The organism is Paraburkholderia aromaticivorans (assembly GCF_012689525.1).
Classification (GTDB): domain Bacteria; phylum Pseudomonadota; class Gammaproteobacteria; order Burkholderiales; family Burkholderiaceae; genus Paraburkholderia; species Paraburkholderia aromaticivorans_A.
The window spans coordinates 293,404-319,560 of the sequence record NZ_CP051514.1 but is presented as its reverse complement, the minus strand read 5'-3'; the positions used below and the strand labels follow the sequence as shown (position 1 = coordinate 319,560).

The window sequence follows — 26,157 nt, the reverse complement described above, 5'->3', positions numbered from 1 at the left end:
GGCGCTCCTTGCGCGATCAGGCCGCGAGCGGCGAGAGCCGCGTTTCGGCGATACGCTCGGCGCACGCGAGCGCAGCCGAGGTCATGATGTCGAGGTTGCCCGCATAGGCCGGCAGATAGTGCGCGGCGCCCTCCACTTCGAGAAAGATCGAGGTCTTCAGGCCTGCGATCGAGCCTAAACCCGGCACGTTCAGAGGCTGGCTTGAGTCGAACAGATCGAACTGCACGCGCTGCTTGAGCCGATAACCCGGCACGTAGCGTTGCACGCGCTCGGCCATCGCAGTGACGCTCGCTTCAATCGCGTCACGGTCGGCGGGATCGGACAGCGTGAAGATGGTGTCACGCATAATGAGCGGCGGCTCGGCCGGGTTCAGGACGATGATGGCCTTGCCGCGCGTCGCGCCACCGAGCACCTCGATCGCCTTCGACGTGGTCTCGGTGAATTCGTCGATGTTGGCGCGCGTGCCTGGGCCCGCGGAGCGGCTGGAAATCGATGCAACGATCTCCGCGTAGTGGACCTTCGCCACCCGCGACACCGCGTTGACCATCGGAATCGTCGCCTGGCCGCCGCACGTCACCATGTTGATGTTGGGCGCGTCGAGTTCGTCGTCGAGATTGATCGACGGAATCACATACGGGCCGATTGCCGCGGGCGTCAGGTCGATGACCTTGACGCCGTGCGCCTGCAGCAGCGCGTTGTGATGCTTGTGCGCGCCCGCCGACGTGGCGTCGAACACAATACGGATGTCACCGAAGTTCGGCATGGCGAGCAGGCCTTCAATGCCGCCCGCGGTCGTCGGCACACCGAGCCGTTGCGCGCGCGCGAGACCGTCCGACTGCGGATCGATACCGACGAGCGCGCCCATCGCGACATGTTTGCCGTGACGCAGGACCTTGATCATCAGGTCCGTGCCGATGTTGCCGGAGCCGATGATGGCGACTTTTCGCGGCGCGCTTGCGCCATGTACTGTTGTCATGGTCAGGTTTCCTTTGATGCGTGGTGTGCTAGCGCCCGAGCGCGGACGCAGTCTTGCCGCCGATCCCGAAGTGCGTCTTCGGGATTTCGATCAGCAGCACGCGCACGGATTCGCGCGGCGCGCCAATGGATTCGATGGCCGCGTCGGTCAGTGCGCCGATCAGGCGCGCCTTCTGTTCGTCTGTGCGGCCTTCCATGAGATGAACGTTGATGATGGGCATGAATATCTCCGTTTATGCGGGTAGGTTTCGCTCAGACGAAGCGCATTGAAACGCTGCCGAGATGCTGGAAGCGCGCGGTGACCGAATCGCCGGCGGCGACGGCAATCGCCTCGGTCACGCCGCCCGTCAGGATCAGCGTGCCTGCGGGAATGGACTTGCCCCGCGTGCCGAGCATGTTGGCGAGCATCGCAACGCTGGCGGCCGGATGGCCGAGCACCGCCGCGCCCGACGCCGTCGCGACGATTTCGCCGTTCTTCTCCAGCACCACGCCAAGATTCTTCAGGTCCAGACCTGCGGCGCTGCGATGCCGGCCGCCGGTCACGAAGCGCGCCGACGACGTGTTGTCGGCAATCACGCTCTTCAGGTCGAAGCGGAAATTTTCGTAGCGCGAGTCGATCACTTCCACCGCGGGCAGCACAAAGTCCGTCGCGGCCAGCACGGTGCCGATGTGGCAGCCGGGACCCGCAAGCGGGCGCTTCGTTACGAACGCGATTTCCGCCTCCACCTTCGGATGGATCAGCGACGAGGAGTCGATCGCCGCGCCGTCCATGCATGAGCCGTAGTCGGTCAGGAAACCGTAGACCGGGTCCGTCACGCTCATCTGGCGCATCTTCGCGTGCGACGTGAGGCCCATCTTCAAACCCGCGACCTTCATGCCGCGCGCTTCCTTGCGCGCACGCAGCGCATCCTGGATCGCATAAGCGTCGACCCAGTCGATCTGCGGATAGGCGTCGGTGATCTTCGTGATTGCCTCGCGTTGCAGTTCCGCCTCGTCGAGCCGCTGCGCGAGAGCGTCGATCGTTGCTTGATCGAGCGTCATGGTCTTTCTCCCTGAATGAAACGCACTGACGCGCTGCCGATGCCGCCGAGACTGATCCGCAGCGAGTCGCCCGCCGTCACCGGCACCATCGCCGCGAGAGAGCCGGACAGGATCACCTCGCCCGCCTTGAGCGTCATGCCAAGCCGGCCGAGCGTGTTCGCGAGCCACGCCACCGCGTTGGCCGGATGCCCGAGCGCGGCAGCGCCCGCGCCGGTCGCCGCGATCTCACCGTTCTTTTCGAGCGTCATGCCGACCAGCGCGAGATCGAGTTCGCGCGGGTCGACCGCCTGATCGCCGAGCACGAATACGCCCGACGACGCGTTGTCGGCCACCGTGTCCTGGATGCGGATCTTCCAGTCGCGAATGCGCGAATCGACGATCTCGAAGCACGGCAGTACGGCCTCCGTGGCGCGCAAGACGTCGGCATTTGTCACGCCCGGACCTGCGAGATCATGTTTCAGCACAAACGCGATTTCGCCTTCGGCTTTAGGCGCAATCAATTGCGACACGTCGATGGCGGCGCCATCCGCGAACACCATCGCCGACGTGAGATGCCCAAAGTCCGGCTGACGCACGTCGAGCATGTTCATCACCGCCTCGCTTGTCACACCGATCTTCTTGCCGATCACACGTTCGCCGTCGAGCGCGACGCGGCGTTCGATCATCCGCAACTGGATACGGTAGGCGTCGGCGATCGTGATGCCGGGTTCGCGTGCAGTCAGTGGCGCGACCGGCTCGGCATGACGCAACGCGCGATAGAGTTCGTCGCCGTAGCGCTCGATCGTTTCGGGCGCGAGTCCTTCTGTATTTGACGGATTCATAGCTTCCCTCACAACTTGACGCAGACATTGCGCAGCTCGGTATAGAACTCGAGCGAATGGATCCCGCCTTCGCGGCCGATCCCCGACTGTTTCGCGCCACCGAACGCGGTGCGCAGATCGCGCAGGAACCACGAATTGATCCAGCAGATGCCCACGTCGAGCGAGCGCGCCATGCGATGCGCGGTGCCCGTGTCGCGCGTCCATACAGTGGCGGCAAGACCATACGGCGTGTCGTTGGCTTTCGCGATCACCTCGGCTTCGTCGTCGAACGGCGCGATGTGACAGCAAGGGCCGAAGATTTCCTCGCGAATCACACGCGAGCTCTCCGGCAGGCCGGTCCAGATCGTCGGCTCGATCCACGCACCCTCTTTCAACCCGGCCGCCATGTCGGGTACGCCGCCGCCCGTGACGACCACCGCGCCGTCAGTGCGCGCCTGCTCGTAGTACGACAGAACCTTGCTGCGATGCGTCTGCGAAATCAGCGGACCGAAGGTCGTGCCTTCCACGTCGGGGCGGCCTGGACGCAGCGCCTTCGCGCGTGCCGCAAGCGCGCCGACAAAACGCTCATAGATCGGCCGTTGCACGTAGACGCGCTCCGTACCGAGGCACACCTGTCCGGTGTTTTCAAATGCGGAACGCGCGATACCCGCCACGGCTGCGTCGAAATCGCAGTCGGCGAAAACGATGCCCGCGTTCTTGCCGCCAAGTTCGAACGAGACGGGCCGCACACCGTTCGCGGCGGCCTTCATGATCGCTTCGCCGGTGCGCGTCTCGCCGGTGAAAGTGATCGCGTTCACGTCGGGATGCTCGGTCAGGAACGCACCCGCCGAGTCAGGTCCGAAGCCGTGCACAACGTTGTACACTCCCTTCGGGACGCCCACTTCGTTCATCACTTCGCCAAGCAGCGTTGCGGTAGCCGGGGTCTCTTCGGACGGCTTTACCACCACCGTATTGCCACATGCGAGCGCCGGTGCAACCTTCCATGTCATCAGCAGCAGCGGCAGATTCCACGGACACACTACCGCGATCACACCGCGCGGAGTGCGCACACCATAGTTGAGCGCTTCGCCACCGTCCGGCGTCGCCATTGCGAAACTTTCGGTGGGCACATTGCGAATCATGTCGGCGAACACCTTGAAGTTCGCCGCGCCACGCGGAATATCGACGTGACTCGCCAGCGCGTGCGGCTTGCCGGTGTCGGCGATTTCAGCAGCGAGGAAATCGTCAAAGCGCCGGTTGATGCCGTCGGCCACCGCATACAGCAGTTCGACCCGCTGCGGCAGCGTCATGCGCGCCCATGGCCCGTGCAGGGCCGCGCGCGCGGCCTGTACCGCCGCGTCGACCTGTGCGCGGCCAGCCTCGTGCACGAGCCCGATCACACGGTTGTCGACCGGGTTGCGGTCTTCGAAGGTACGATCCGTGCCGACCCACTCGCCACCAATGAAGTTCTTGAATTCAGTCATGGATACTCTCGATTGTTTCGTTGCGCCAGTTGCACGGCTCAGGTCAACACGCTCAGGAAGGCCTCGTTGAGCTTGCGGTCGTGATAGAAAATCGCACGCCCCAGGTCCTTGTCATGCCACGTGATAGTCGGCTTGTCCGGGTAGTGGATATAGCCGCCCGCGAAGACCTCGTTGCGGTTGCCGGACGGATCGAAGAAATAGATCGTTGCGCCGCGCGTGATGCCGTGCCGTGTCGGTCCGATGTCGAGCGCAACGTCGTGCTTGGAAATCAGATCCGCGGCCTTGAGCACGTCGCCCCAACTGTCGAGTTGGAATGACACGTGGTGAAACTTGTTTTTCTCGGCATGGCGGATAAACGCGATGTCATGGGCCTTGTTCGAGCACGTCAGGAACGCGGCGATCTGCATGCCTTCCGGCGTCACGACCTGCTCGGCCAGCGAAAAACCAAGCACGTCGCGAAAGAGCTTTACGGTATCGTCGAATTCGTCGCCATATAGCAGGCAGTGATCGAAGCGGCTCGGCGACATGCCGCGCAGGCCGTCGGGCCAGGGATCGGGATTCACATCGCCAGTCGCGCTGCCGACCTTGTGTTTCGTGGCAAAGAGCTCGATCGAATGGCCCGTTGGCACAGTGAAGCGGAAACGCCGTCCCGTATGCAGATGTTCGCCAGCTTCCATCCAGACGAAGTCTTTTACGTAACCGGACTCCTTCACGGCATCCGCGAGCCGGTCGAGTGTCACTTCGCTGTCGACGCGAAAGCCGAGGTAATCCATGCCCGGCTCGTCCGCTTCGCGCAGCACGACACTGTGATGGTCGTGTTCGTCCCATGCCTTCAGATAGACGCGCCCCTGCGCGTCGCGGCCGGTTTCATGCAGGCCAAGCACGTCGATGTAGTGCTTCAACGCCGGACCGATTTCGAGGACCCGCAGCGCAATATGGCCGGGTCGCAGTACGCCTTGCAATGCCATGATGTGTCTCCTTGATCGTTCTGGTTCAGACGCCGCCTGGCGCCTGTTGCTGCTGGATAGATTCGTGGCGTTCTTCCGTCACCGCTCTGGCTCGCGCCTTGTCGATACAGCGCGCCATCTTGCCGACCACACGCACAGACAGATCCGTGAGCGGACGGATCCGGCATGCGAGCACCGTGCCGCACACTTCCTCTTCGGCGCTTACGCACGCGCGGCTCATCTTGCAGGCGTGATAGCGGCCGCTCACCACCTGCACCTTGCACACACCGCAGCCACCGCCGCGACAGCCAAGCGGAATGCCTCGCCCACCTGTTGCCGCCATCGCATGCAGCACCGTGGCGTCCCCCGTACAGCTGAACGTGTCGCCGGTGTTTTCAACTTCGATCCGCCAGGTCATCACCGCTCTCCTTGAGTGAGCCGACGGAGGCGTCAGATGCGGAACAGCGGGCTTCTGGCCGCCGCGTTCGCATCCGCCGCTGACAGGAACTGCTCCGTGTAGATGTCCCGTTCGAACAGGCGGCCCTGCATCAGCGTCTTGATACACGCCTCGACCATCGGCGGCGGCCCACACAGATACGCCTTGTGACCGCGAAAATCGGCAATGCCTGCGGCGTCGGAGTACAGCTCGTTCAGAACCTCGTGCACGAAACCGCGCGAGCCCCGCCAATTGCTGTCGGATGGTTCGCCCGACAGGGCTGGCAGGTAGCGGAAATTCGGGTAGCGCTCAGCCAGTTCGTTGAAGAACGCTTCGAAATAGAGTTCGTCGCATGTGCGGGCACCGTGGATCAACGTGATCGGCAACGTCGAGCCTTCGTTCAGCAGATCGAGGATCATCGACTTCGGGCTTGACAGTCCCGAGCCGCCCGCGAGGAAGATTGTCGGCACCTGTGCCTGTTTGCGCACGAAGAAGCGCCCGAACGGCGCGGCGAACTTCAGTTGCGCGCCCGGTTGCAGTTCGTCATGCAGCCAGCCGGTCGCGGCCCCGTCCGGCACACGACGGATGTGCATCTCGATCTCGCCGTCATGCGGAGCACTGGCGAGTGAAAATGCGCGCGGCTGCCCGCAGCCCGGCACATGCAGGTTCAGGTACTGGCCTGCCTGAAACGCAACACGTTCGGCGCTCTCCACCGCGAGCCGGATCACGCGAATGGTGGGCGTCGCATCTTCGATCGCCACGACCGTGCCGGTATAATCTTGCAGCGGCAAATTTTGGGCGTCCGGGTCTTCGTCGATGTCAGCTTCGATCACGAGATCGGACATCGGCGTCGCGCAGCACGCCAGGCACTTGCCCTCTTCCCGCTCGAAGTCCATCAACGCGAAGTCCGACGCGTCGCCCTGCTCGATCTCGCCATCGACGACCTGCACCTTGCAGGTCGCACACAGCCCGTGACAGCAGGCATGCGGAAGCCACACACCCTGGCGCAAACAGGCATCGAGCAGCGTCTGCCCCGCTTCAATGCCGATAGTCTGGCCGAGCGGTTCAATACGTACGGTGTAGTCCATCTCTGTCTCCCGCGTTAGCTGCACGAACCACCAATGCCAGTCAGGCCGGGTGTCCGCAGACGGATCACGTCCTTATGAACGAGACCGTTATCGGCAAGCGAGCGCTCGCTGTCCGGCTGCCACGGCTCACCGGATCTGAACCACTGTGCGGTGGGCCAGTCGATCGCGGCGAAATCGGGATGGGCGCCATACAGGCCCGGCAGCACGTCCGCCATCAGCGCGCCGAACGTCATGTCAGGCGGCACCGGCACGCATAGCGGTGCGGCGAACATCAGGTGGTCCTCCCAGCCGATGTAGAGCAGCCGGTTGCCATGAAACTGCGACTCGCGGTCGGCCGGTTCGAACGCGTAGGGTTTGATCGCGGTGATGCTCATGCTTGTCTCCTTCGTCTAGTCTGTTCTCTGTTCGCGCCGCGCTCATTCGCTCGGGGCGTGAGCGCCGGATGCGTCTTTCCACGCATTCCAGTTGCGCTCGTCGGGCGAGCCCGCGAAGTCGAGATTGTCGTGACCGGGGTTGAGGTTGTAGTACTTGAGAACGTCGTCGAGCGACGCGCCGCCACAGTTGCCCTGATAGATCTGGTGCACCGGCAGCCACGCCTGCACATACTTTTCGGGCTCGCCTTCGAAGATGTCCTTGCAGCCATCCGAGCAGAAGTGGAACTTCATTCCGTGATAGGTCGATTCGCGGTAGGCGATCTTCGTCGGGTCGTCCGGCTCGCTGAAGAACATCGGCACCTGGCAGGTCTGGCACAGCATCGGCAGACTGGCGTTGTAGAAGCGCTTGCCCGCCTTCTGCTGTTCGCGCCAGTATTCGAAGCGCGGCCGGTACACGCTGTCGAAGGTCTCCGGATATTTGGCGGAGAGCCAGTCGAGTTCTTCGTCGGACGGCACCCAGGTGTGGAAGTTAGCTGCTGCGCCATAGTTGTAGAACGCCGCCCACGCCTCGTGCGTGACGCGATCTTTGGTCTGCGTCGCGATCTCGTGATACTTCGGCATACGCAGGCCATAGCGCTCTAGGTCCTTGAAGAGCGCGCCACCCGCGTCCTCGAAATAGATCTTCCACGCCTCCGACCACGACATCACGCGCTTGGGCAGCATGTAGTCCATCATCATGCCGACCAGCGTCAGCAGCCGGAAGCCGCGCCAGAACCATTTGTCGAGCCACTTCTGCACGATCGGCACATTGCCGGGATCCTGCTCACAGATGAACTTCACGACTTCGAGGCCGAGCGTCATATGCCGCGATTCATCCGACTGCGCAGAGAAGCCAAACGTGACGGTGGCCATATCACCGTTGTATGCCGCGCCCGACATGAACGGCATAAATAGCAGGTTCGTCAGCACGTATTCGAACGAAAACGAAATGGCCGTGATGAATTCGAACGGACCGGCGCTCATTGCATCGTCGAAGTACGACTTCGCCACCGACAGATACCAGACACGGTCGTGCATATGCGGCCACTCGGCGAAACCATTGAAATACTTGTTGTAGAGCGACAGCGTATGGACCTGTGTCTGACAGTGGCGCAGTTCGTCGATCGACTGCATCTGGCAGGCCACCCGCGCACCGACTCCGCGAAAATGACGACCCAGATGCGCGTAGCCGCGATGCGCTGCGTATTCGAGCGGCGTTACGCCGGTCAGGAACAGCTTGAGCGTGTTGATATAACGCGCGTCCGAGACGTTCATGTGCCCGTTGTTCTGCGCGAACGAATCGATGATCGCGTAAAGCTTGCGTTCCTTTTCCGCCTGATACTTCCAGTAAGAGTCCATCGTCATGCGAAACGGGTCTTCCCATTTATCCCAGTCATGGATCTTGATGCCCTCGTATTGATCGAAAGGGAACACCTTGTCCATCGGCTGATAACTGGTTTCCCAGCCGAGATCGCGCGTCATTAGCGCGTACTTGTCTTTCAGGTTCAGCTTCTTGCGTGCGTCCATCATTCGTCTCCGGTTTATGTCAGGCGTGCCATTGCAGCGTGAAGGCATCGTCGGTTTCATCGATGTTTCCCGACAGCGACACCAGGTTCAGTTGCAGCTCCTGGATATTCCAGTCGCGGCCCAGTTCTTCCGATACGTGGGTGCGCGAAATCACAAGCTTGCCGGGGGCGTCGATCTTCACCATCGCCGGATACTCATTGACCGTAGCCTCGGGATTCACGGCGGTAATCGCGGCGACGATCGCGCGCGTTTCGTCGGTGTTCTGCAATGCGATGTAGACGTTCTGCATGATGGCCTCAGGGTTGGACTGCCGCGACCGGCAATGCGCCGAGCTTCGTAAGACGCGCGGCGAATTGCGCGCTGGTTTCATCGAGTGCGGCAGCGCCCGCGTCGTCGAGCAGCGTGCCGGCGACGGGGAGAAGCGCTTCAAGCGTGCGGGCGCGATAGTGCTCGACCCAGCCGACAATTCGTTGCTGGTTCTCTGGCGATTCGGCGGTCACCGTGCGGATCACCGCGTCCACCCACTTCGCGTGATCGGACTGCCATTGCTGGGTGAACTCGGTGAGCATCGCGAGGCTCGCCCCCAGGTGCTGCGCCGCGAACGCGTCGAAGTGCTGATACACGAGCGGATACAGCAGGCCGTCAAGCACGAGGTTCTGCGCGACGAAAGTCTCGAACCAGTCTTCGACCACGAAGATGTCCTCGACGAGGCGCCGCATGGGTTGCCATGCCTCGGCTTCCAGCCACGCGGTCTTTGCGCGTTCCAGCGCGACGCCAGTGTTGCCGTCGAGCGCCAGACCGATACGCGATAGATACTGGGCGATGCCGAGCCGATCCATCGCGCAGAACGTGCAGGCCTGCGTGATCGCTGTGCCGTAGCCATAATCGGCGCACAGCGTGTTGTTCATATTGGCGCCCCATTCGATGTGGCGCAGCGGCAGCAGCCCGGCTGTCAGGCGTTCCTGCCATTCGTACGACAGTGCGGCAAGCAGTCCGCGACGCTCCACAAGATCAAACGCGCCTTCGGCCGCTTCCTGTTGCCGTGCACGCGTCGTTACGTACGCGCCGTAGTAGTACTGGCGCGGGTCCTTCAGCGCGTACCAGTCCTTCATGCGGATCTGCGTGCGGCTCGCGTCGAACAACTCGAATTCCGGCGCCCAGGTCGGCCGATAGTGAAAGTTGGTGGTGGGCTGGATGTCGTAGGTCGCCTCCTGATAACGCGAAGCTGGCTTGTCGCCAAACCGGCGCGCGACATGCCCATAGGTTTGACGCAGCGGCTGGGCCTTGAGTGTCTTGATTTCGATTTGCATGAGACTGTCTCCGTGTTTGTCCACTACTTTTCTGAATGAGCTGCTTCGCTCGGGCTAGCCCTCGTATCGCCACCGTTCGCGCGTGAGGTCGATCTGTTCGTCAGTTTGCGTGATCGTGCGAACCGCGTTCACGTGGCAAAATCGATCGAACATGGTTCGGTTCATGATCAGTTCGACAGCGAGATCGGAGTCACCGACAGAGAAATCGAATTCGACATAACCGTCTTCCCGTTGTGCAGTTATCCGAACGAATCGTTGAGTTCGGTCGAACAGCGGTCTCGGATCTTGCATCGTCGCCTCCTCGTTTTTCTTCTCTATTGCATGACCTGTGCCATGTGCGCTTTTGCAGAAAAAGGCGAGGGTTTGCCCGAAGAAAAACCGCGAGTCTGGCGATATCGCAGCACGAGCCGATGATCAAAGCATCAAGCGATGGACTGCTGTTTGATCATTTGATGAAGAGCCCGCAGACGCGCGGCCGTGAGGATGATTGTTTGCGTGTGACGTGATTGCGGCGGCGTGCTTGATGACCTCTTGAGTCGGCGAAACAGGCGTTGCGGTTTGGTGGGCGAGACATGCGTGGCACAGGCCGCGCTTATGACTTGCCAAGGCGTTTGATCAATTGATCAAACACCGTGCGAGCCGCGCGCCGCACGAAAAAAAACCGCCCAATGGGCGGTCCACATAGTCAACCGGAGCGGCGTGATCATTTGTCCACGGGTTGGACGGCCTTGTCGCGATTGCGCCATCGATAAGCAAGCTGCGGCCGCGTGATGCCCAGCATTCTCGCCGCCTGACTCAGATTGCCGCCCGCACGTTCGACCGCCGCTTCGATAAGCATGTTATCAACCCGGTCGAGTGGTACGCCTCCACGCATCATGTGATCGAACAAGGCATCGGCAAAATCCGCGTTTTCGCGCAAGGGATGGCCGCGCTCGTCAAGCGATGCGGCGCTGTCGTCCACGGATTCCGGCAGAGCAGCGAACAGATCAAGCTCAGTGATCTGGCCCCCCGGGCGGGCGAGGATCACGCCGCGTTCGACTGCGTTTTCGAGTTCACGCACGTTGCCGGGCCACGCATGGGCGCGCAACGTTGCTATTGCACGATCGGTGAGGCCCAGCACGCGTTTGCTGTGCCGCACGCTGTACTTCGCGATAAATCTTTCGACGAGGCGCGGAATGTCGTCGGTCCGCTCGCGCAGCGGCGGAATCGTGACTGGATAAACATTGAGCCGGTACAGCAGATCTTTGCGAAATGCGCGGCGCTGGACCGCTTCGGCCAAATCGACATTGGTCGCGCCGATGACCCTCACATCGACCTTGCGCACGCGGTCGCCGCCGACGCGCTCGAACTCGCCTTCCTGGAGTACACGCAGAAGCTTGGCCTGCGCCGACGCCGAGAGTTCGCCGACTTCGTCGAGAAAAAGCGTTCCGGTATCCGCCCGCTCGAAACGGCCGATCCGGGTCTGATGCGCGCCTGTAAACGCGCCGCGCTCAACGCCAAACAGCTCAGCTTCGAGCAACTCCTCCGGCATGGCGGCACAGTTGATCGCGACGAAGGGCTTGTCGTGTCGCCGGCTCACGCCGTGCAACGCGCGCGCGAAGCGCTCCTTACCGACGCCCGTTTCGCCAAGCAACAATACGGTCACGTCGCTCGACGCTGCACGCTGCGCGAGCCCCCACGCTGCGAGAAAGCCTGCGGATGCACCGACCAGTTCTTCCGGCTGTGCGACTTCCTGCTGCAGCGAGCGCAGGTTTTCCACTTCGCTTTGCAATTGCAGTAGCGTTTCGATGACCGGATCGGGCGTGTAGAGCTTCAGCATCTCGTCCCCGTCGGCCCACTCTTCGACGGGCTTGCCAACAATGCGGCAATGTGGATCGCCGCAACCCGAACACAGCGTCTCCTTATAGAGGATGGTGCACCCCAACAACGCCGACGTGTACCCACTCGCATAGCCGACCTGCATCCAGCAGACCGGGGTGTTGCTCAATCCGAAGATCTTCTGGTGCACCTCGGCTTCGAAGGAGTCTTCCCACAGATGGTCGCTGTAGTACCTGCCATGGGCGATATCGATATCAACTTCCATAGGCGTTACTCGTACGTTGCCTTCGAGCACGTGCAGGCAAGGCCCGAGCTCGAGCAAGCCGAAGTCGCTCGCGGTGGGGCGTAACGTGCGGGCGAGTTCGGCGTCTCGCATACCAGACTGAAACCCCATTCGCGTGAACAGGCCGCGCGTACGCTCAAGGCCCAGCGTGTCGACGAGCTCCTTGCGCAAGGAGCCGACTGTGGCGGTGTGAAGAAGGATCATGCGATTCTCCCCCAACCAGATGTGTCCCTCCTGTCTGACGAATTTCAGGCGACGCGAAAGGTTCTCGATCCCCTCCCGCATGCTCGCCGAAAACCGCGCGGTGCTGTCTGTCACAGCGCCTCCTTTTATGTGTATTCGGGTGTCTCCGCCTCTATTCTAGGCAAAGTCCATGCCGGCAGGATCGGCTCGCTGTCCGGGCACAGGACCGCGATTATAAAGGTCTGGGTCCACCGTCGACTTTTGGGGTTGGCTGTTCGCCTGCTGCCGTTTGCGTGGCGAATCGCCGTGACGAGGTCAGTACTTACCCCGGCACCCAGTTGATCAAATGATCAAAACGACACGAAATCCCCTGTCCATTTGGTGAATCGTCTTATGCCGGTTGGCGCTCGCGCCCCCTGTGAGATCGCCGCGCACGCGCGTGCCCGTTCATTTGGTGTAACGCGCAGCGGATGGCTCCGTCAGAAGGCGAGCCGATTGGTGGAGACACCGATGGCTTTCGCGCGCACACATTCCGTGAGCATGTTGACCACTGAATGCAGGCAGCGCTGCGGCAAGGCCATCAGCGCGTCGATCTGATCGCTTCGGCGGTCGCCCCACAGACACCACGCGCAGAAATGTTCGCAGTTGTTCGTGGTCAGCCGGTAGCAGTCTTCGCCGAGGCGCGAGTAAGCCCGCAGGACCGCTTCGTCACGCGACTACCTTGTGTTGGGCGTCCGTTCGACGCGGGTCCCCTGACCGTCGGCAAAGTCGCTCAGAGAAGTCTCCTGCACGGGACGCGACGCAGCGAACGGGATCATCCTGCGTAATGCAGTACCTAGCCACCACCGACGTAGATGCCGTGATGCGTGTAGCCGAAGCGCCGTATTACCAGGTGGGCCCCTTCTATGGTCAAGGAAGCATCGCCGCATTGGCACATTCCCTTTGCTCAGTCCGATGTGTCGATAACCGTGTTCTGCTGCTCTTGCGGTACTCTATGCAAGGACATGCCGATACGCTGCGCGAGCGGTGCTTCTCCCATACCGGGCGGGCGTGCCGACACAAATGCAAACCGGCTCAGCCCGCGAATGCTGCGGTCGCGTTTCACCAATGTGCGCGTGAAGCACCGTCCTTCAGGGCGGTGAGGTGGAGCGCGTCGTGCGAAGCACGACTTGCCTTTTCGTATTGATCTGGTACTGTATATCCGTACAGCCAAACCGGAATGAGTCGACCCGTGACACGTTGCAAGGATCCAGTTCGAGTTCTGCGCATAAGAATCAAGGACAGGCATGCTTCGTCGCTTGCCGGGATGGCGCGGGCTGTGAACTTCGTCTGGAACTATTGCAATGACCTGTCGCTCCAGATCTTTCGCCGCGAGCGGCGCTTTGCCTCTGGCATTGAGATCCAGCGTTATCTGACGGGGCCTCGAAAGAAGGCCTGGCGGTCGGCTCGGCCGTGTTTCAGCAGATCGCCGAAGAGTACGCGACGCGCCGCAAACAGCACCGCAAGGTAAAGCTTCGATGGCGTCGCTCGGCCGGCGCGCGACGCTCGCTGGGATGGATTCCATTCAAAGCCCGCTCGGTCGTATGGCGCCATGGTCAGGCCCACTTTCAGGGCCTGCATCTTGGCGTCTGGGACAGCTATGGCCTCGCCGGCTATGAGTTCGGCGCCGGTTGCATCTCCGAGGACAGCCGCGGTCGCTGGTATCTGAACGTGACGGTCAAGGTGAAGTCTGCCCGGCCCAATGAAGCCAACCTGGATCTGGGAATCGACCTCGGGCTCAAGACCTTTGCCGGCTTCTCGGACGAACGTCTTCCCAATGTCGACGCGCAGCGCTTCTACCGCGACCTCGAACCCGCGCTCGCCACTGCCCAGCGAGCACGCAGGAAGAGCCGGGTGAAGGCGATCCATGCCAGGATCGCGAACCGCAGGAAGGACTTTCTGCATCAACTCAGCACCCGGCTCGCTCGCGAGTACGGTGCAATCTTTGTCGGCAACGTGAATGCTTCGGCCCTCGCGAAAGGACAGCACAGCAAGTCTGTGCTCGACGCGGGCTGGTCGACGTTCCGGACCATGCTTCGGTACAAGTGCGATGACGCAGGCGTATGGTTCGATGAGGTCGATGAAGCGTTTTCTACCCAGACCTGTTCGTGCTGCGCGAGCCGCACGGGGCCGAAAGGTGTCGCAGGTCTTGGAATAAGAGAGTGGAAATGCATCCATTGTGAAACGACCCATGATCGTGATCGCAATGCTGCCCGCAACATTCTCGCGGTCGGACGTGACCGCCTCGCAGGAGGAATCCCCGCCCTTTCCGCGCGAGCGGCAGTCGGTCACGACTGAGAGCGGGGAGATGGTATGAACACCTCCCTCCCCTCGGGGAAGTGCCAGGGCCGAAAGGGGCTCTCGCTTGACCGATGGCATCGATGTGCCAAAGTGAAAGTTCCACGAGTCACTTGAGGTAAGGAGAGCCCAAATGAATGCTACGACATATGGTCTGGATATCGCAAAGGCCGTGTTTCAAATGTACTGGGTAGATGGACAAAGTGGCGAGATCTGTAGTCGAAAATTCCGTCGTGAACAGCTGATCCGGTTTCTCGCAACCCGGGCACCAGGAAAGGTGGCGCTGGAGGCATGCGGAGGGGCGCACTGGTGGGCGCGAAAAATCCAGAGTCTCGGACATCAGGTGGTGTTGTTGCATGCGAAATACGTGCGTCCGTTCGTCAAAACCAACAAGACGGATGCGGCAGACGCCCAGGCGATCTGGACGGCGGCCCAGCAACCCGGGATGCGAACTGTGGCGATCAAGAGCGTAGACCAGCAAGCCATCCTGAGCCTGCACCGCATCCGGTCGGGCCTGGTGGCGACACGAACCCGCGAAACCAATCAGATTCGCGGGTTGCTTGCGGAATATGGACTGTACTTCCGATATGGCCGCAAGGCGCTCATGAATGAGCTCAAGGCACGTATGGCCGAGATAGAAGAGGTCGTGCCGCAGCTTGTCTGGCGGGCGTTGTTGCGTCAGCTCGAACAGCTCCAGCAGGTCGAGCAGGGGATTGACGAAGCCGAGCGGGAAAATCTGCAGTGGCTGAAATCCAGTCCCCAGGCAAAAACGCTCGATGACATAGCCGGCGTGGGTCCATTGACAGCCACAGCCACTGTTGCGGTCATGGGCTCGCCAAAGGCATTTCGCTCCGGACGCGCATTTGCGGCGAGTATCGGCCTGGTACCCCGTCAGAGTGGGACTGGGGGCAACGTCAGACTCGGCGGCATCAGCAAAAGGGGTGACCCCTATCTGAGACAGCTATTGATCCATGGCGCGCGAATGGTCGTGACCCATTCCAAACAACGTCCCCAGTGGGTAGAAGCGTTGCTGAAACGGCGTCCGGTCAATGTGGTGGTGGTCGCGTTGGCCAACAAGATGGCACGAACGGCGTGGGCGTTGCTCGCGCATAACCGGTCTTATGAGCGGGAATTTGTGAGCGAGCGACCAGCCGTCGCGGTATAGATTGAAACGATGAGTCTTTGAACACAGGAGTTGCGCAGAGCAAGGGTAACGTGTGATGGCAAACCAGGTCGGACCGTGGAAACGCAAACCTGATGACGTCCATGGGCGTGAAGCCCGCCGTGGGAGATGAGGTCGTTTCCAGCAGATTCCATCAAGGCCAGCGGGCACCGTCTCGCAATGAAGGTCGGATATAAGACTGCAACCGCTTCTGCTAGCCAAAACATCAACCCCCTGCCTTGCGGAACGGGAGGTGTTCATATAAGGACGTCAAACGGCCGGAAAGCGATCCCCAGCCTCTGCCTTATCTGGATTCGGCGCAACAGCGCGAAGTCGGCGCGATCGACGTGCAACTCGAAGTCTGCCTCGAAACGGAAGCGATGCGCGCGGCCGGCGCGCCAGGCGCACGACTCAGCCTCACCAGTTACCGGCATGCCTATTGGACGATCGCGCAGATGGTTGCGCATCACACCGTGAACGGTTGCAACCTGCAACCCGGGGACCTTTTCGGCACCGGTACTCTCTCCGCCCCCTCCCTGGATCAGGCCGGCGCCCTTATTGAACTTACTACAGGCGGGAAGCAGCCACTGAGTCTGTCCGGCGGCGAACAGCGGACATTCCTCGAAGACGGCAACCTCATCATCATGCGCGGCTGGTGCGAAAAGGCCGGCGCTGCACGCATCGGATTTGGGGAGTGCCGCGGGATGGTGTTGCCGGCGCGGTGCCAAGCGCCGGCGGGACCTCTCGAGGGGGGCGCCCGAGCGAGCAGACGGTTGTCGTAGATCCAATCCGAGTGCCAGGAAAAGGGGGACGTGTGCATCTGAATTTCTCGTAGGGCTACATTCGTGACGGCCGGCTTACGCACCGGCCGTGGCCGACGAGGCAACTGACATAATCCGCGCACGAAGGTCCATTGTCCGGCCGCAGCCGACGTTTGAGTGTCCGTGTGAATGCGCTGGCCAACGTCTACCAGAACGCCTTATTGCGACAAAACCAGGCAGACTGTCGGCCATAGAGCGCGGCAGGTTCACAAGACCGAACCCTGTAATGTGGTAGCAACCCACGGATATCAGTCGGATCCACGTCGACGTTACAGGCTGCGCCGCCCTGAGCAGATTTACCGAAAAGCCCTATGAACCAGAAGCCAAATTCTTGTGGTACTTGACCGCGAAAGTCATATCAGTGTCTAGGTCGGCAACACGGCGAATTCATGCGACACCCAGATCACCACAACTGTCAAAACAAGCACCAGATAGGGAAGGTATCCTGCGTGCCGCTGCACGCCTTCGTCCTGACGTAATTCGAGATCATCGAGCATCGCGTCGGGAAATTTGCCCTTGTCCTGAACGTAATGGCGAAACACAAAGACGGGAATGATGAGTGCGATAGCAATGAGGCCGTTGCGCAGTGTCCCCGGACCCCAGATATCCGCGCCCGCGCCGATGCAAACGAGGTCGATGAATCCGCAGAGCGCACCGAGCGCCAACAGCCAGTTTGGGCACTTGAACGGCCGCGCCCAGTGCGGGCGATCGAGCCGGTGAATCCAGCCCGCCTGAAGATTCAGAAACACAAAGGCGAAATAGCAGACGTTGGACATGGCCAATATCGCGACATTGTCCGACATCAGCAGCAAGATCAGGTTGAAGCACAGATCGGTCCACATGGCGCGCGTCGGGGCACCATGTTCGTTCACATGCGACAGATAACGTGGCAGCCATCCGTCGACCGACGCCTGGTACAAGGTTCGCGACGACCCCATCATCGAGGTCATCACCGAAAGCAGCAAGGTGAAAACTAGCATCACCACGATCACATAGAAAACGATGGCGCCACCGCCGATGATGTTAGCCATCGCTGCAGCCACGCCAGTGCCGTCATAGATGCCTGGTTCCAGCAGCCCCTTGAGTCCCATCGCTCCCTGAAACGACAGCGGCACCAGAATATAGACGCCGAGGCACAGCAGTCCGGAATAGAAGATCGCCTTGAACGTATCGGTTTTCGGGTTCTTGAATTCTCGCGTGTAGCAAACCGCTGTTTCGAAGCCATAGGTCGACCATCCGGCGACGAACAGCCCGCCGATCGCAAGCGTCCAGCCGGCTGCATTCCAACTCCCCATGACCACATTTCCGTGTGCGTCGTGGGCCAACGGCAGCAACGGAAACCAGTTATGCATGTGCACGCCGCCGGTAACCAACGGTACGATGCCGAATAGCGTCAGCGGAATCAGCGCTGCAATCCCCATATACTTCTGGAGCTTCGCCGCACGTTGCGCACCGTGGTGTTGCACGAGAAACGTCAGCAGCAGGAGCGCGGCACCCAGCACGAAGGTAGCGTTGATTCGCAGGGTCAGTCCATGCTTGACGGCGTCCAGGTTCAGCAGGGTAATCGACCAGGTGTTAATCGCGGCGTCGGCCGGAAACAGCGTCGAGAGAACGTAGCTGGCGCCGAGCCCCGTGCCGAGCGCCAGCACCGGCGACCACGCGAACCAGTTGCACCACACGGAAACAGGCGCAAGAAATTTCGAATACCGGACCCAGGCAATTGCGCCGTAAATCGACGCGCCACCCGATTTGTGGGGGAACAGACCGGATATTTCGGCGTAGGTAAAGCATTGGACGAAACCTATCACAATCGAGGCTATCCAGATGATCCACGCAGGCTGCCCGACGGTTGCGGCGATGGCGCCCAGCGTAAAGAGCACAAACGCGGGCGATCCACTCGCCACCCAGAATGCGTCCTTCCATGTCAGGGTCCGCCGCAGCGTCGCCGGCGTCCCGGCGCCGGGTATGCCTTCCAGGCCGCTTATCTTTTCGGTTGCGCTCAATTCCAGTCTCCTCAATGCAGTTCTTTCATGACTTCAACGCGGCATTCATCCATTCGTTCTTGCGAATGACATGACGCGGCGTCTTCGGCGAAGACGATTGACTCGATACATCAGTCAGCGGCATCACTCACGGTTCTAATTCGTTAAACCCTCATCGATGCTGATGTCGGCCATCAGTTCGTTAGCCAGGTTTTCGATCATGTCGCGCAAGACAACGACGTCGAGTTCTAACGGTGCGCGCAAGCGGGCTCGTGCCTTGAACAGGTTTTCACCGGAAAACGAGCCGCTGACAAAATCGGTCTCAAGTTCTTCAATGCTGACCTTGTTTCCTGCTAGCACACCCGCAATTTCGCGTACGATACCTGGCCGGTCATGGCTCACCAGTTCGAGCGTCATGGCGCGCGCCGGCGTCAACGCAGCGGCGTCGGCGCGCCGTTCGAGCGTGAGGCTCAAGCTGTTTGAGCGAAGACTTTGCAACGCGCCGACCAGTGCATCTGCGTTTGCTTGTGACACGCTGACCAGCACGATGCCAGCGAACTTTCCTCCGAGACTGACGAGGCGAGTGTCCAGCCAGTTAGCGCCGAATTCCGTGGTTTTTTCCGCGATGGCATTGACCAATCCCGGCCTGTCTTCGCCAATGACAGTCAATACGAGCGTTGTCGTCAGAGTCATGTTTGTCCCACTCCTTGTTGATCGGCGCGCGTGCAGTTACCCAACCACCGCTGAGCGTTCAACCCTTCGCCAGGCGCTTGGTCTTCTCGGGATCATCGAACGGCAGCGTGTGGCTCGACGCGCCTAGCACATAGTCCTTGCCGCGCACCTCCAGCGTCGCGCCATGAACGGCCAACGCAGGATCCAGGCGGGCAATCGCCATCGACTGGCCGGTGAGTCGCGAGACCATGCCGCACGTGATAACGCCAACCTGCCGCTCACCCACCCACAATGTGTCGCCGCCTTGGGTCGCCCTCGTTCCGTCTACCAGCACGCCGAAGATCCTGAAGCGCTCCTTTCCTGCCAGGCGAAAATGTTCAGCCGCACCACGGAACTCACGCTTGTTCTTGGACACCGTGAAGTCGAGTCCCAACTCCCACAGCGTGTCGCCCGCAGGCTGATCCGCGAATGGATGCATTTCGGAATGGTCGAACGGATAGAACAGGAGACTGCTCTCCACTCGCAACCAGTCGAGCGCCGTGAACGAACAGGGGATGATGCCCATCGATCGGCCCTTCTCCAGAACCGTATCCCAGATCAGCGGCGCGTCCGCGCGCTTGCAGAAAAGCTCATAGCCGCGTTCGCCGGTATAGCCTGTTCTCGAGATCGTCACGGGCTTGCCGAACAGCGTCGTCTGGGTGTGATGGAAATACTGCAGATCGCGAATGCCACGCACATGCCCGGCTAAAAAATCAACGGCGACGGGGCCTTGCAGCGAAAGGTCCTGCAGGTCGTCGTCGAATAGCACAGACACGTTGCGACCTATCGCGCCCCGGTGCAGGAGTTCATGCCCCTCGCCTGAACCATGCACAACCATGAAAGCGTTCGGACCGTTTCGATAGATGACGCAGTCGTCGACGAAGTGGCCACGCGCATTGAGCATGGATGCATAAACCGACTTTCCCGGACACAACAGCGAGACATCGCGAGTCGTCGCGTAATCAATCAGCATTTCCGCGTGCGGACCCACGACGTGCACTTTTTTCAAGCCGGAAACGTCCATCAGGCCCGCGCGCGTCCGAATCGCTTCATGCTCATCGGCGACGCTCTGGTTATAGGTCCATGCTGTCGGCATGCCGTTCCAGTCTTCAAGCCTTGAACCTAATGCTGTATGTCGATCGGCGAGCGCCGCTTGCCGCCATGATTTGGCCATTCCGTATCTCGCCATTGGTTCAATATAATCAGGACAACGTTTCGCCGGTGCGCGACAACCGTGTCACGCGTTGGGCGTCTGATCATTAGAACCGACTGGTTTTGGCGGAGCAATGCTCCGGAGGGAGTACACCATTGGCACAAGTAAGGGGCGTTTCTGGCCGAGCGATTTGCCACACGGCATCGCTTAACGAACCCTCCGGAATCCATTAACGGACACGCTCGCCACGGCCAAAGGCACCACGCCGCGTCAGCCGATCCAGGTCGAACTCACACAGCGAAAGCGCCGGCTGTGGCAGTCACCCGTTATCACGATGGTCAAACCGCGGCGACACCCGAGGCCACCGATTCCACCCCGGGTCAATTGCTCGGCAGCGTGTCCGGTGAACTGGGGCTGCGCCGCTATCTCGAGTCGCAAGGTCACACGTTGGTCGTCACGTCGGACAAGGACGGTCCTGACTCCGTGTTCGAACGCGAGTTGCACCCGCGGAGGTGGTCAATTCGCAACCGTTCTGGCCGGACTATCTGACGGCGGAACGCATTGCCAAAGCGCAGAAGGTCAAGCTCGCCTTGACGGCCGGCATCGGCTCCGGTCACGTCGATCTGCAGGCGGCGATGGAACGCCGTATTACGGTTGCTGAGGTGACTTACTGCAACAGCATCAGCGTCGCGGAACACGTGGTGATGATGATCCTCTCCCAGGTGCGCAACTATCTGCCCTCCCACGAATGGGTGAAGCGAGGCGGCTGGAATATCGCCGATTGTGTCGAACGGGCCTACGATCTGGAAGGCATGCACGCCGGCACCGTTGCGGCCGGACGGATCGGCGCCGCTGTGCTGCGCCGGCTCAAGGCTTTCGACGTCAAGCTTCACTACACGGACCGGCATCGTCTTCCGGCGGACGTCGAGCGCGAGCTGGACGCGACCTGGCATCCGGACGTCGAATCGGTGGTATAGCGAACGACATGTCATCCCTGGAACTACGCGACCATGCCCGCCAGATCCTCGAGGCGGTCGCCAAAGACCTGACAACGCCACAGACGAGCCAGGCGCAGGTCGATAAATCGAGAGGTCTTGCGCCCGCAGCCGGGCCGCGGGAAAACGGCTACCCAGATCCATGCCGTCCTGCGCGCTCGACGCGGCTTCGATATCAACCAGCTATGCGCCAAATACCGCGCGTTGCGCGCTGCGGTGCTGCGGCTATGCCTTGACAATGGTGGCGTACAACCGCACTGGACGACGTTATCCGGTTTAACGAAGCGATTGATCAGGCGCTCACCGAGTCGGTCAGCTTCCTCAGCAGCCAGGTTGAACGGTCGCGAAAAGCTTCGCGCGGTCCGTAGGCTTGTCGTGCCAGCGTCTTCCGGCACCGGGATTTGCTGCAAGATACCATCCATACAACGCCGACTCAAACGCGGCACGACCAGTTGGGTATGCTGGTAGGCATTGACCTGACAACGCTAGGCGAACCGATGCCAAAAACTGATTATGAGCGTTCATGAACAGAAGTAGCGCGGACGGATCATCGGCTTTGGACGCGGCGGCGGTCGCGTAATCCGAGCACTTCGACAGGTCCACCGAAATGTCGCTCAATGCATTATGCCAAGGCCGAGCGTGTGCAAACGACGCATGCTCGTTTTGCATTCCCACCGACTGGAAATGAGACAGAGGACCGTCACCATCCTGTGGGCGCCGATTGGTCGATTGGCTTCTTTGTGTTCATCGGTGCGGCTTTTCCTCTAGATCTTGCAGGGGACCCGCACGCCTGGTTCATCCGCAGGAAAATCCTTCGTATTGGGAGAAACCAGCAACAGCGAATTAACTTGTGCGGATGCCCAAACGATCGCATCAGCCAATCGGATTCGCCTTTGCTTGCGAATCTCGACCGCGCGATTTGCGATGGCAGTGTCTAACGCGACGACTTCAAAGGAACCCATCCATGCGCGAATCGTCGCTTCATCTTCCGCCGTCGTGCCGACCAGAACTTCCATCCAAGTGATGGTGCTGATCGCTCGATATTCGTAACGCGAAAGCTCTTTCTTCGCTGCGCTGACACCACCGAGGTAGTCGACCAAAATGTTAGTATCAAAAAGTGCTCTTACCATTCCGAGCGAAGCTCCTGCTGGTATTCCAGGCCGTCTATTTTCTTGTTCTTCCACAGCCCGAAAACGTCGGCCCCGCGCGCTTGCTTGTGATTCGCGATATACGCCTCGATAGCGTCACGGATTACAGCAGCACGGGGGCGGCGCTCCGCCTCCGCAAGTACCGCCAACTCTTCGACCTGCGCATCGGGTAAGTCAACCAAAATCCGACTCATTACCGCCTCCATGTCACGATATATATATCGTCTATCATGCGTGGGCGCTACGCAAGCGGAAATGCGGTTTTGTGTCATCACCGGTGATGACGGCAGTGGTTGCGTTTCGCTTTAATCGAGTTCATCATCGAACGTCGAAAGCGCTTCCCGCCGGTCGCGCGACGTGACTTCCAGATATGCGGAAACGCGATCTAGGTGCGAGTGCCCCAGCAATGATTGAACGGTGTCGAACGAGTGACCTTGCGCCACAAGGCGGCTCGCAAAGGTTCGCCGGCCACTGCACTGAGGCCAGCGGCGCGGTACAGCCGCGTGACATAGCTTTGCAAACTGTCGGCCGCGAGGTATTTGACCGTATCACCATCGAAGTTGACTCGCCGTTTGACGCTGACCTCGAACGCGCCGCCTTTCTGCGAGAGAATCAGGCGAGTTTCCGGCATGAGACCGCGATGCTCCCATCTATCAAGAGCAGTGCCGGCACCGCGTCGGTAGGGCCATTCGACAGAGCGGTGGAACGCGTCGATGGTGTGCCGTGTCATAGGTAGATACAGCGGGGAGACAGCTTGCAATCTATCTGTGTGGCCATCCAGATCGCCCGCGCGTCGGCCGCATCGTTCTCGTTGCGGATATTGAGCGCCTTAACGAACTTCGCCGGCATCAACTTCACCTGATGCCCCATTTCAATCAGCCGTCGGGCCCAGTGCTGTGACCCGCCGCAGGACTCCATGCCGACGAGGCAGGGCTTGCGATTGGCGAAGTATTCGAGAAACGCCGCCCTCTTGACCGGTCGGTTCACGATCTCACCGGTTCGGGATCCACCCAGTGAACCTGCATTACGCTTTTTGCGATGTCCACGCCCACGATCGTATGTGTCATGACTGGCCCCACTAGTACAACATCCCTCAATTACTTTTAATAATTGATTGCATGGTTTATCCTGGCGGTATGAGTCGAGGACGCCATGCAACGCCAGTGAAGCTGGCCAGGAAGGAAAGACAGGAGCTGCAGTCGCTGATCCGACGCACGACGGCTGCCCAGCGCGATGTGACACGGGCACGCATCGCGTTAATGGCTCACGAGGGCTACACGAGCGCAGCGATCTCACAGGAACTGGGCGTGTCCGTGCAGACCGTCAGCCAGTGGCGCCAGCGCATTGCGCGGCAAGGCGCGCAGGGGATTCGGGAGGCAGAGCGCAGTGGTCGTCCGCCGCGCATCACGCAGGAGACGCGGCTGCAGCTGATCGCACTGGCGTGTGAAGTGCAGGAAGCGCAAGGTCGGGCCACGCCGACGCTCGATGAGATTGTGACGCGTGCAGTCGAGCGAGGAATCGTCGAACAGATCAGTCGCAGCCATGTGCAGCGCATCCTGCAGGCTGGCGACGTTCGCCCGCATCGGGTGCAACAGTGGCTGCACAGTCCAGATCCGGCGTTTCGCGAGAAGGTCAACGTGATCTGCAAGCTGTACCGCAAGGCGCCGAAGAGTGCAGTGGTACTGAGTATTGACGAGAAGACCGGCATCCAGGCCATCGAGCGCAAGCATCCTGGGCGCCCCCCGGCAGCCGGACGGTTACGCCGCCGGGAATTTGAATATATCCGTCACGGTACCCAGTCGCTGATTGCCGCGCTGGATGTTCATACCGGACGGGTACTGGGAAGCTGCCGCGACCGGCGTACCCAGGGCGACCTGGTGGCTTTCATGGAAAGTGTGGCAACCGCGTATCCGGGTAAGCAGGTGCACGTAATCTGGGACAATCTGAACACGCATCTCGCCCAGGCCGTGTGGCAGGCATTCGATGCGCGGCACGGTGGACGGTTTCATTTCCATTTCAGCCCTTTGCACGCGAGCTGGGTGAACCAGATCGAACTGTGGTTTGGGCTCTATACGCGCCGTGTGCTGCGTCACGCCAGCCACACCAGCACGGCGCATCTTTGCGAGCGTACAGAGCAGTTCATCCGCGAGCGCAACCAGACGGCACGTCCCTTCAGATGGACTTTCCGCGGCTATCCGTTGCAAACTGGCGCATCCTGAACCGGAGCGGCCATGCCTGCCTTACCCGCGAAACATCATGCAAGCGAACTGCAGCGTCAACTGCGCGAATTGTTGGGCCACGACCAGGTGGTCACGCAGGCTTACGGGCGTCATCTGCTGATCAGACGCCTGGACAATCAGGAGTCGACCGTTGTGGCACGCCTGAGTGAACTCAGCCGCAATCTTTATGGTGCGGCCTTTCGTAGCCATAGCGGGCGATGGGAACCTCTGCCTGGCTCAGGTTCGCTCGCCGAAATGGCCCAACTGGTTGTCACGCTCCTGCAGCCTTATTTGCAGCCAGACAATTATTAAAGCTATTTGAGGGATGTTGTACTAGTTCGAATGAGTAGATCAGGATGATCAACCATTTCTAAATTCGTTAGCAATCGCGGCGCAACCACCGGTCGCTCCCACCGAAACTATGCCGGGGTGGGGGCGTTCATATCATTCAAGTACGAAAGCTCACGGGAGGCAGCCGCCTCCCACCCCCTGCATGGACGCATTCTGCCGGAACTCGAGCCGCATCTCGCGGTGCGCGAAAAGCTCGCGCAGGTTTCGGCTTTCATTGCGCATGGCGAGTACGACGACCACTACCCCCCTCGCGCTGACAATCTGTTCGTACCGGTGGGGTCGTACAACTCTGCGCGCCACGCGAGTTCAATCTGCATCTGCATCTGCATCTGCATCTGCATCTGCATCTGCATCTGCATCTGCAGCCTCTATCATGAGGGTTAACCCCTAATCTGTTACAATAAGGGTTAACACTTATTGATCTGCGCCTTCCGGCGCGCCGACACCGAAGATAGAGGTATCGAAATGTATTTCCACACCCGCAAATGGGTCAAGCCCGAAGATCTGAACCCTAACGGCACGCTCTTCGGCGGTAGCCTGCTGCGCTGGATCGACGAGGAAGCGGCGATTTTCGCCATCTCCCAGCTCGGCAACCAGCGCGTCGTGACGAAGTTCATGTCGTCCATCAACTTTGTAAACTCAGCCCGTCAGGGCGACGTGATCGAACTGGGCATCACGGCGACGCACTTCGGACGCACGTCGCTGACCTTGCGCGCGGAAGTGCGCAACAAGATCACGCGTAAAAGCATTTTGACCGTCGAACAAATGGTGTTCGTGAACCTCGACGCGAAGGGCGAACCGGCGCCGCACGGCCGCACCAAAATTCGGCACCCGGATGAAGTGTTCGAGGCGTATCAGCAAGACCGGATGAGGACTGCTGTCGAGCCGTCTCATACGTCGGAATCTTTCCCCGCGGGCGTCATCCACTGACGTAGTCGGGCAGCAACGTGCTGCTGAAACACGATCAGGGTTC

General features: G+C 60.5%; 27 protein-coding genes and 4 pseudogenes. 8 read left to right on the top strand and 23 right to left on the bottom strand.

The window, feature by feature from the left end; genetic code table 11:
- Nucleotides 1-16 precede the first annotated feature (16 nt).
- The 15 genes from HF916_RS01475 to HF916_RS51610 form a co-directional block, all read right to left on the bottom strand.
- Nucleotides 17-976: an acetaldehyde dehydrogenase (acetylating) gene (locus HF916_RS01475; protein ID WP_168787552.1), complete on the bottom strand. Its 960-nt coding sequence runs from the start codon at nt 974-976 to the stop codon at nt 17-19.
- A 28-nt stretch (nt 977-1,004) separates the two neighbouring features.
- Nucleotides 1,005-1,196, bottom strand: coding sequence for a 2-hydroxymuconate tautomerase (locus HF916_RS01470; protein WP_168787551.1), 192 nt, complete (start codon nt 1,194-1,196; stop codon nt 1,005-1,007).
- A 31-nt stretch (nt 1,197-1,227) separates the two neighbouring features.
- Nucleotides 1,228-2,016: a 2-oxo-3-hexenedioate decarboxylase gene (gene dmpH, locus HF916_RS01465; RefSeq protein ID WP_168787550.1), complete on the bottom strand. Its 789-nt coding sequence runs from the start codon at nt 2,014-2,016 to the stop codon at nt 1,228-1,230.
- On the bottom strand, nt 2,013-2,837 hold the full coding sequence (gene dmpE / locus HF916_RS01460; RefSeq protein ID WP_168787549.1) for a 2-oxopent-4-enoate hydratase: 825 nt from the start codon (nt 2,835-2,837) through the stop codon (nt 2,013-2,015). Before dmpE ends, dmpH begins: the two co-directional genes overlap by 4 nt.
- Before the next feature lie 8 nt (nt 2,838-2,845).
- On the bottom strand, nt 2,846-4,300 hold the full coding sequence (locus HF916_RS01455) for a 2-hydroxymuconic semialdehyde dehydrogenase (RefSeq protein WP_168787548.1): 1,455 nt from the start codon (nt 4,298-4,300) through the stop codon (nt 2,846-2,848).
- A gap of 38 nt (nt 4,301-4,338) precedes the next feature.
- Nucleotides 4,339-5,268: a catechol 2,3-dioxygenase gene (locus HF916_RS01450; protein WP_168787547.1), complete on the bottom strand. Its 930-nt coding sequence runs from the start codon at nt 5,266-5,268 to the stop codon at nt 4,339-4,341.
- Between the two features lie 25 nt (nt 5,269-5,293).
- On the bottom strand, nt 5,294-5,665 hold the full coding sequence (locus HF916_RS01445; protein ID WP_168787546.1) for a 2Fe-2S iron-sulfur cluster-binding protein: 372 nt from the start codon (nt 5,663-5,665) through the stop codon (nt 5,294-5,296).
- 32 nt (nt 5,666-5,697) lie between these two features.
- Nucleotides 5,698-6,771 carry an NADH:ubiquinone reductase (Na(+)-transporting) subunit F gene (locus HF916_RS01440; protein ID WP_168787545.1) on the bottom strand — a complete coding sequence of 358 codons (1,074 nt, stop codon included), beginning with the start codon at nt 6,769-6,771 and terminating at the stop codon, nt 5,698-5,700.
- Between the two features lie 14 nt (nt 6,772-6,785).
- A complete protein-coding gene (locus tag HF916_RS01435) occupies nt 6,786-7,145 on the bottom strand; it encodes a phenol hydroxylase subunit P4 (protein WP_168787544.1) in 360 nt (119 codons plus the stop codon).
- Nucleotides 7,146-7,187: 42 nt separating this feature from the next.
- Entirely contained in the window at nt 7,188-8,711 is a 1,524-nt protein-coding gene (locus HF916_RS01430) for an aromatic/alkene/methane monooxygenase hydroxylase/oxygenase subunit alpha (protein WP_168787543.1), read from the bottom strand.
- A gap of 19 nt (nt 8,712-8,730) precedes the next feature.
- Nucleotides 8,731-9,000 (bottom strand): MmoB/DmpM family protein, encoded by a 270-nt coding sequence (locus tag HF916_RS01425; RefSeq protein WP_168787542.1) that lies wholly within the window; start codon nt 8,998-9,000, stop codon nt 8,731-8,733.
- A 7-nt stretch (nt 9,001-9,007) separates the two neighbouring features.
- Complete coding sequence (locus HF916_RS01420; RefSeq protein WP_168787541.1) at nt 9,008-10,021, bottom strand: aromatic/alkene monooxygenase hydroxylase subunit beta; 1,014 nt, start codon at nt 10,019-10,021, stop codon at nt 9,008-9,010.
- 54 nt (nt 10,022-10,075) lie between these two features.
- Nucleotides 10,076-10,312 carry a phenol hydroxylase subunit gene (locus HF916_RS01415; protein ID WP_168787540.1) on the bottom strand — a complete coding sequence of 79 codons (237 nt, stop codon included), beginning with the start codon at nt 10,310-10,312 and terminating at the stop codon, nt 10,076-10,078.
- 412 nt (nt 10,313-10,724) lie between these two features.
- Nucleotides 10,725-12,440, bottom strand: a complete 1,716-nt coding sequence (locus HF916_RS01410) for a sigma-54-dependent Fis family transcriptional regulator (protein WP_206001757.1) — start codon at nt 12,438-12,440, stop codon at nt 10,725-10,727.
- A 344-nt stretch (nt 12,441-12,784) separates the two neighbouring features.
- Nucleotides 12,785-13,003, bottom strand: coding sequence for a lecithin retinol acyltransferase family protein (locus HF916_RS51610; protein WP_346777713.1), 219 nt, complete (start codon nt 13,001-13,003; stop codon nt 12,785-12,787).
- Nucleotides 13,004-13,757: 754 nt separating this feature from the next.
- Here HF916_RS51610 and HF916_RS01400 point away from each other — a divergent pair.
- The 3 genes and pseudogenes from HF916_RS01400 to HF916_RS01390 form a co-directional block, all read left to right on the top strand.
- Nucleotides 13,758-14,642, top strand: coding sequence for an RNA-guided endonuclease InsQ/TnpB family protein (locus HF916_RS01400; RefSeq protein ID WP_240975283.1), 885 nt, complete (start codon nt 13,758-13,760; stop codon nt 14,640-14,642).
- 133 nt (nt 14,643-14,775) lie between these two features.
- A complete protein-coding gene (locus HF916_RS01395; protein WP_168787386.1) occupies nt 14,776-15,807 on the top strand; it encodes an IS110 family transposase in 1,032 nt (343 codons plus the stop codon).
- 272 nt (nt 15,808-16,079) lie between these two features.
- A pseudogene (locus tag HF916_RS01390) lies at nt 16,080-16,586 on the top strand (fumarylacetoacetate hydrolase family protein); the annotation flags it as partial.
- Between the two features lie 404 nt (nt 16,587-16,990).
- Here the strand turns inward: HF916_RS01390 and HF916_RS01385 are convergent.
- The 3 genes from HF916_RS01385 to HF916_RS01375 form a co-directional block, all read right to left on the bottom strand.
- Entirely contained in the window at nt 16,991-18,628 is a 1,638-nt protein-coding gene (locus HF916_RS01385) for an APC family permease (RefSeq protein ID WP_168787538.1), read from the bottom strand.
- Between the two features lie 135 nt (nt 18,629-18,763).
- A complete protein-coding gene (locus HF916_RS01380) occupies nt 18,764-19,300 on the bottom strand; it encodes a glycine cleavage system protein R (RefSeq protein WP_240975282.1) in 537 nt (178 codons plus the stop codon).
- 58 nt (nt 19,301-19,358) lie between these two features.
- Complete coding sequence (locus tag HF916_RS01375) at nt 19,359-20,492, bottom strand: aminomethyltransferase family protein (protein ID WP_168787537.1); 1,134 nt, start codon at nt 20,490-20,492, stop codon at nt 19,359-19,361.
- A gap of 297 nt (nt 20,493-20,789) precedes the next feature.
- Here HF916_RS01375 and HF916_RS01370 point away from each other — a divergent pair.
- Nucleotides 20,790-21,442, top strand: a pseudogene (locus tag HF916_RS01370) (NAD-dependent formate dehydrogenase); the annotation flags it as partial.
- A 5-nt stretch (nt 21,443-21,447) separates the two neighbouring features.
- Nucleotides 21,448-21,828, top strand: a pseudogene (locus HF916_RS50115) (sensor histidine kinase); the annotation flags it as partial.
- 402 nt (nt 21,829-22,230) lie between these two features.
- Here the strand turns inward: HF916_RS50115 and HF916_RS01365 are convergent.
- The 5 genes and pseudogenes from HF916_RS01365 to HF916_RS01345 form a co-directional block, all read right to left on the bottom strand.
- A complete protein-coding gene (locus HF916_RS01365) occupies nt 22,231-22,596 on the bottom strand; it encodes a type II toxin-antitoxin system VapC family toxin (protein ID WP_168787536.1) in 366 nt (121 codons plus the stop codon).
- Complete coding sequence (locus HF916_RS01360) at nt 22,590-22,808, bottom strand: ribbon-helix-helix protein, CopG family (RefSeq protein WP_168787535.1); 219 nt, start codon at nt 22,806-22,808, stop codon at nt 22,590-22,592. The genes HF916_RS01365 and HF916_RS01360 overlap by 7 nt, the downstream gene beginning before the upstream one ends.
- Nucleotides 22,809-22,919: 111 nt before the next feature.
- Nucleotides 22,920-23,057, bottom strand: a complete 138-nt coding sequence (locus HF916_RS51840) for a hypothetical protein (RefSeq protein WP_168787534.1) — start codon at nt 23,055-23,057, stop codon at nt 22,920-22,922.
- A complete protein-coding gene (locus HF916_RS01350) occupies nt 23,000-23,245 on the bottom strand; it encodes a hypothetical protein (protein ID WP_168787312.1) in 246 nt (81 codons plus the stop codon). The genes HF916_RS51840 and HF916_RS01350 overlap by 58 nt, the downstream gene beginning before the upstream one ends.
- Nucleotides 23,246-23,379: 134 nt before the next feature.
- A pseudogene (locus tag HF916_RS01345) lies at nt 23,380-23,681 on the bottom strand (IS110 family transposase); the annotation flags it as partial.
- Nucleotides 23,682-23,750: 69 nt separating this feature from the next.
- On the opposite strand from HF916_RS01345, the gene HF916_RS01340 reads away from it, so the two are divergent.
- The 3 genes from HF916_RS01340 (at nt 23,751) to HF916_RS01330 (ending at nt 26,114) form a co-directional block, all read left to right on the top strand.
- Nucleotides 23,751-24,833, top strand: a complete 1,083-nt coding sequence (locus HF916_RS01340; protein WP_168787533.1) for an IS630 family transposase — start codon at nt 23,751-23,753, stop codon at nt 24,831-24,833.
- A gap of 12 nt (nt 24,834-24,845) precedes the next feature.
- Complete coding sequence (locus HF916_RS01335) at nt 24,846-25,145, top strand: hypothetical protein (RefSeq protein WP_168787532.1); 300 nt, start codon at nt 24,846-24,848, stop codon at nt 25,143-25,145.
- A gap of 504 nt (nt 25,146-25,649) precedes the next feature.
- Nucleotides 25,650-26,114, top strand: coding sequence for an acyl-CoA thioesterase (locus tag HF916_RS01330; RefSeq protein ID WP_168787531.1), 465 nt, complete (start codon nt 25,650-25,652; stop codon nt 26,112-26,114).
- Nucleotides 26,115-26,157 lie beyond the last annotated feature (43 nt).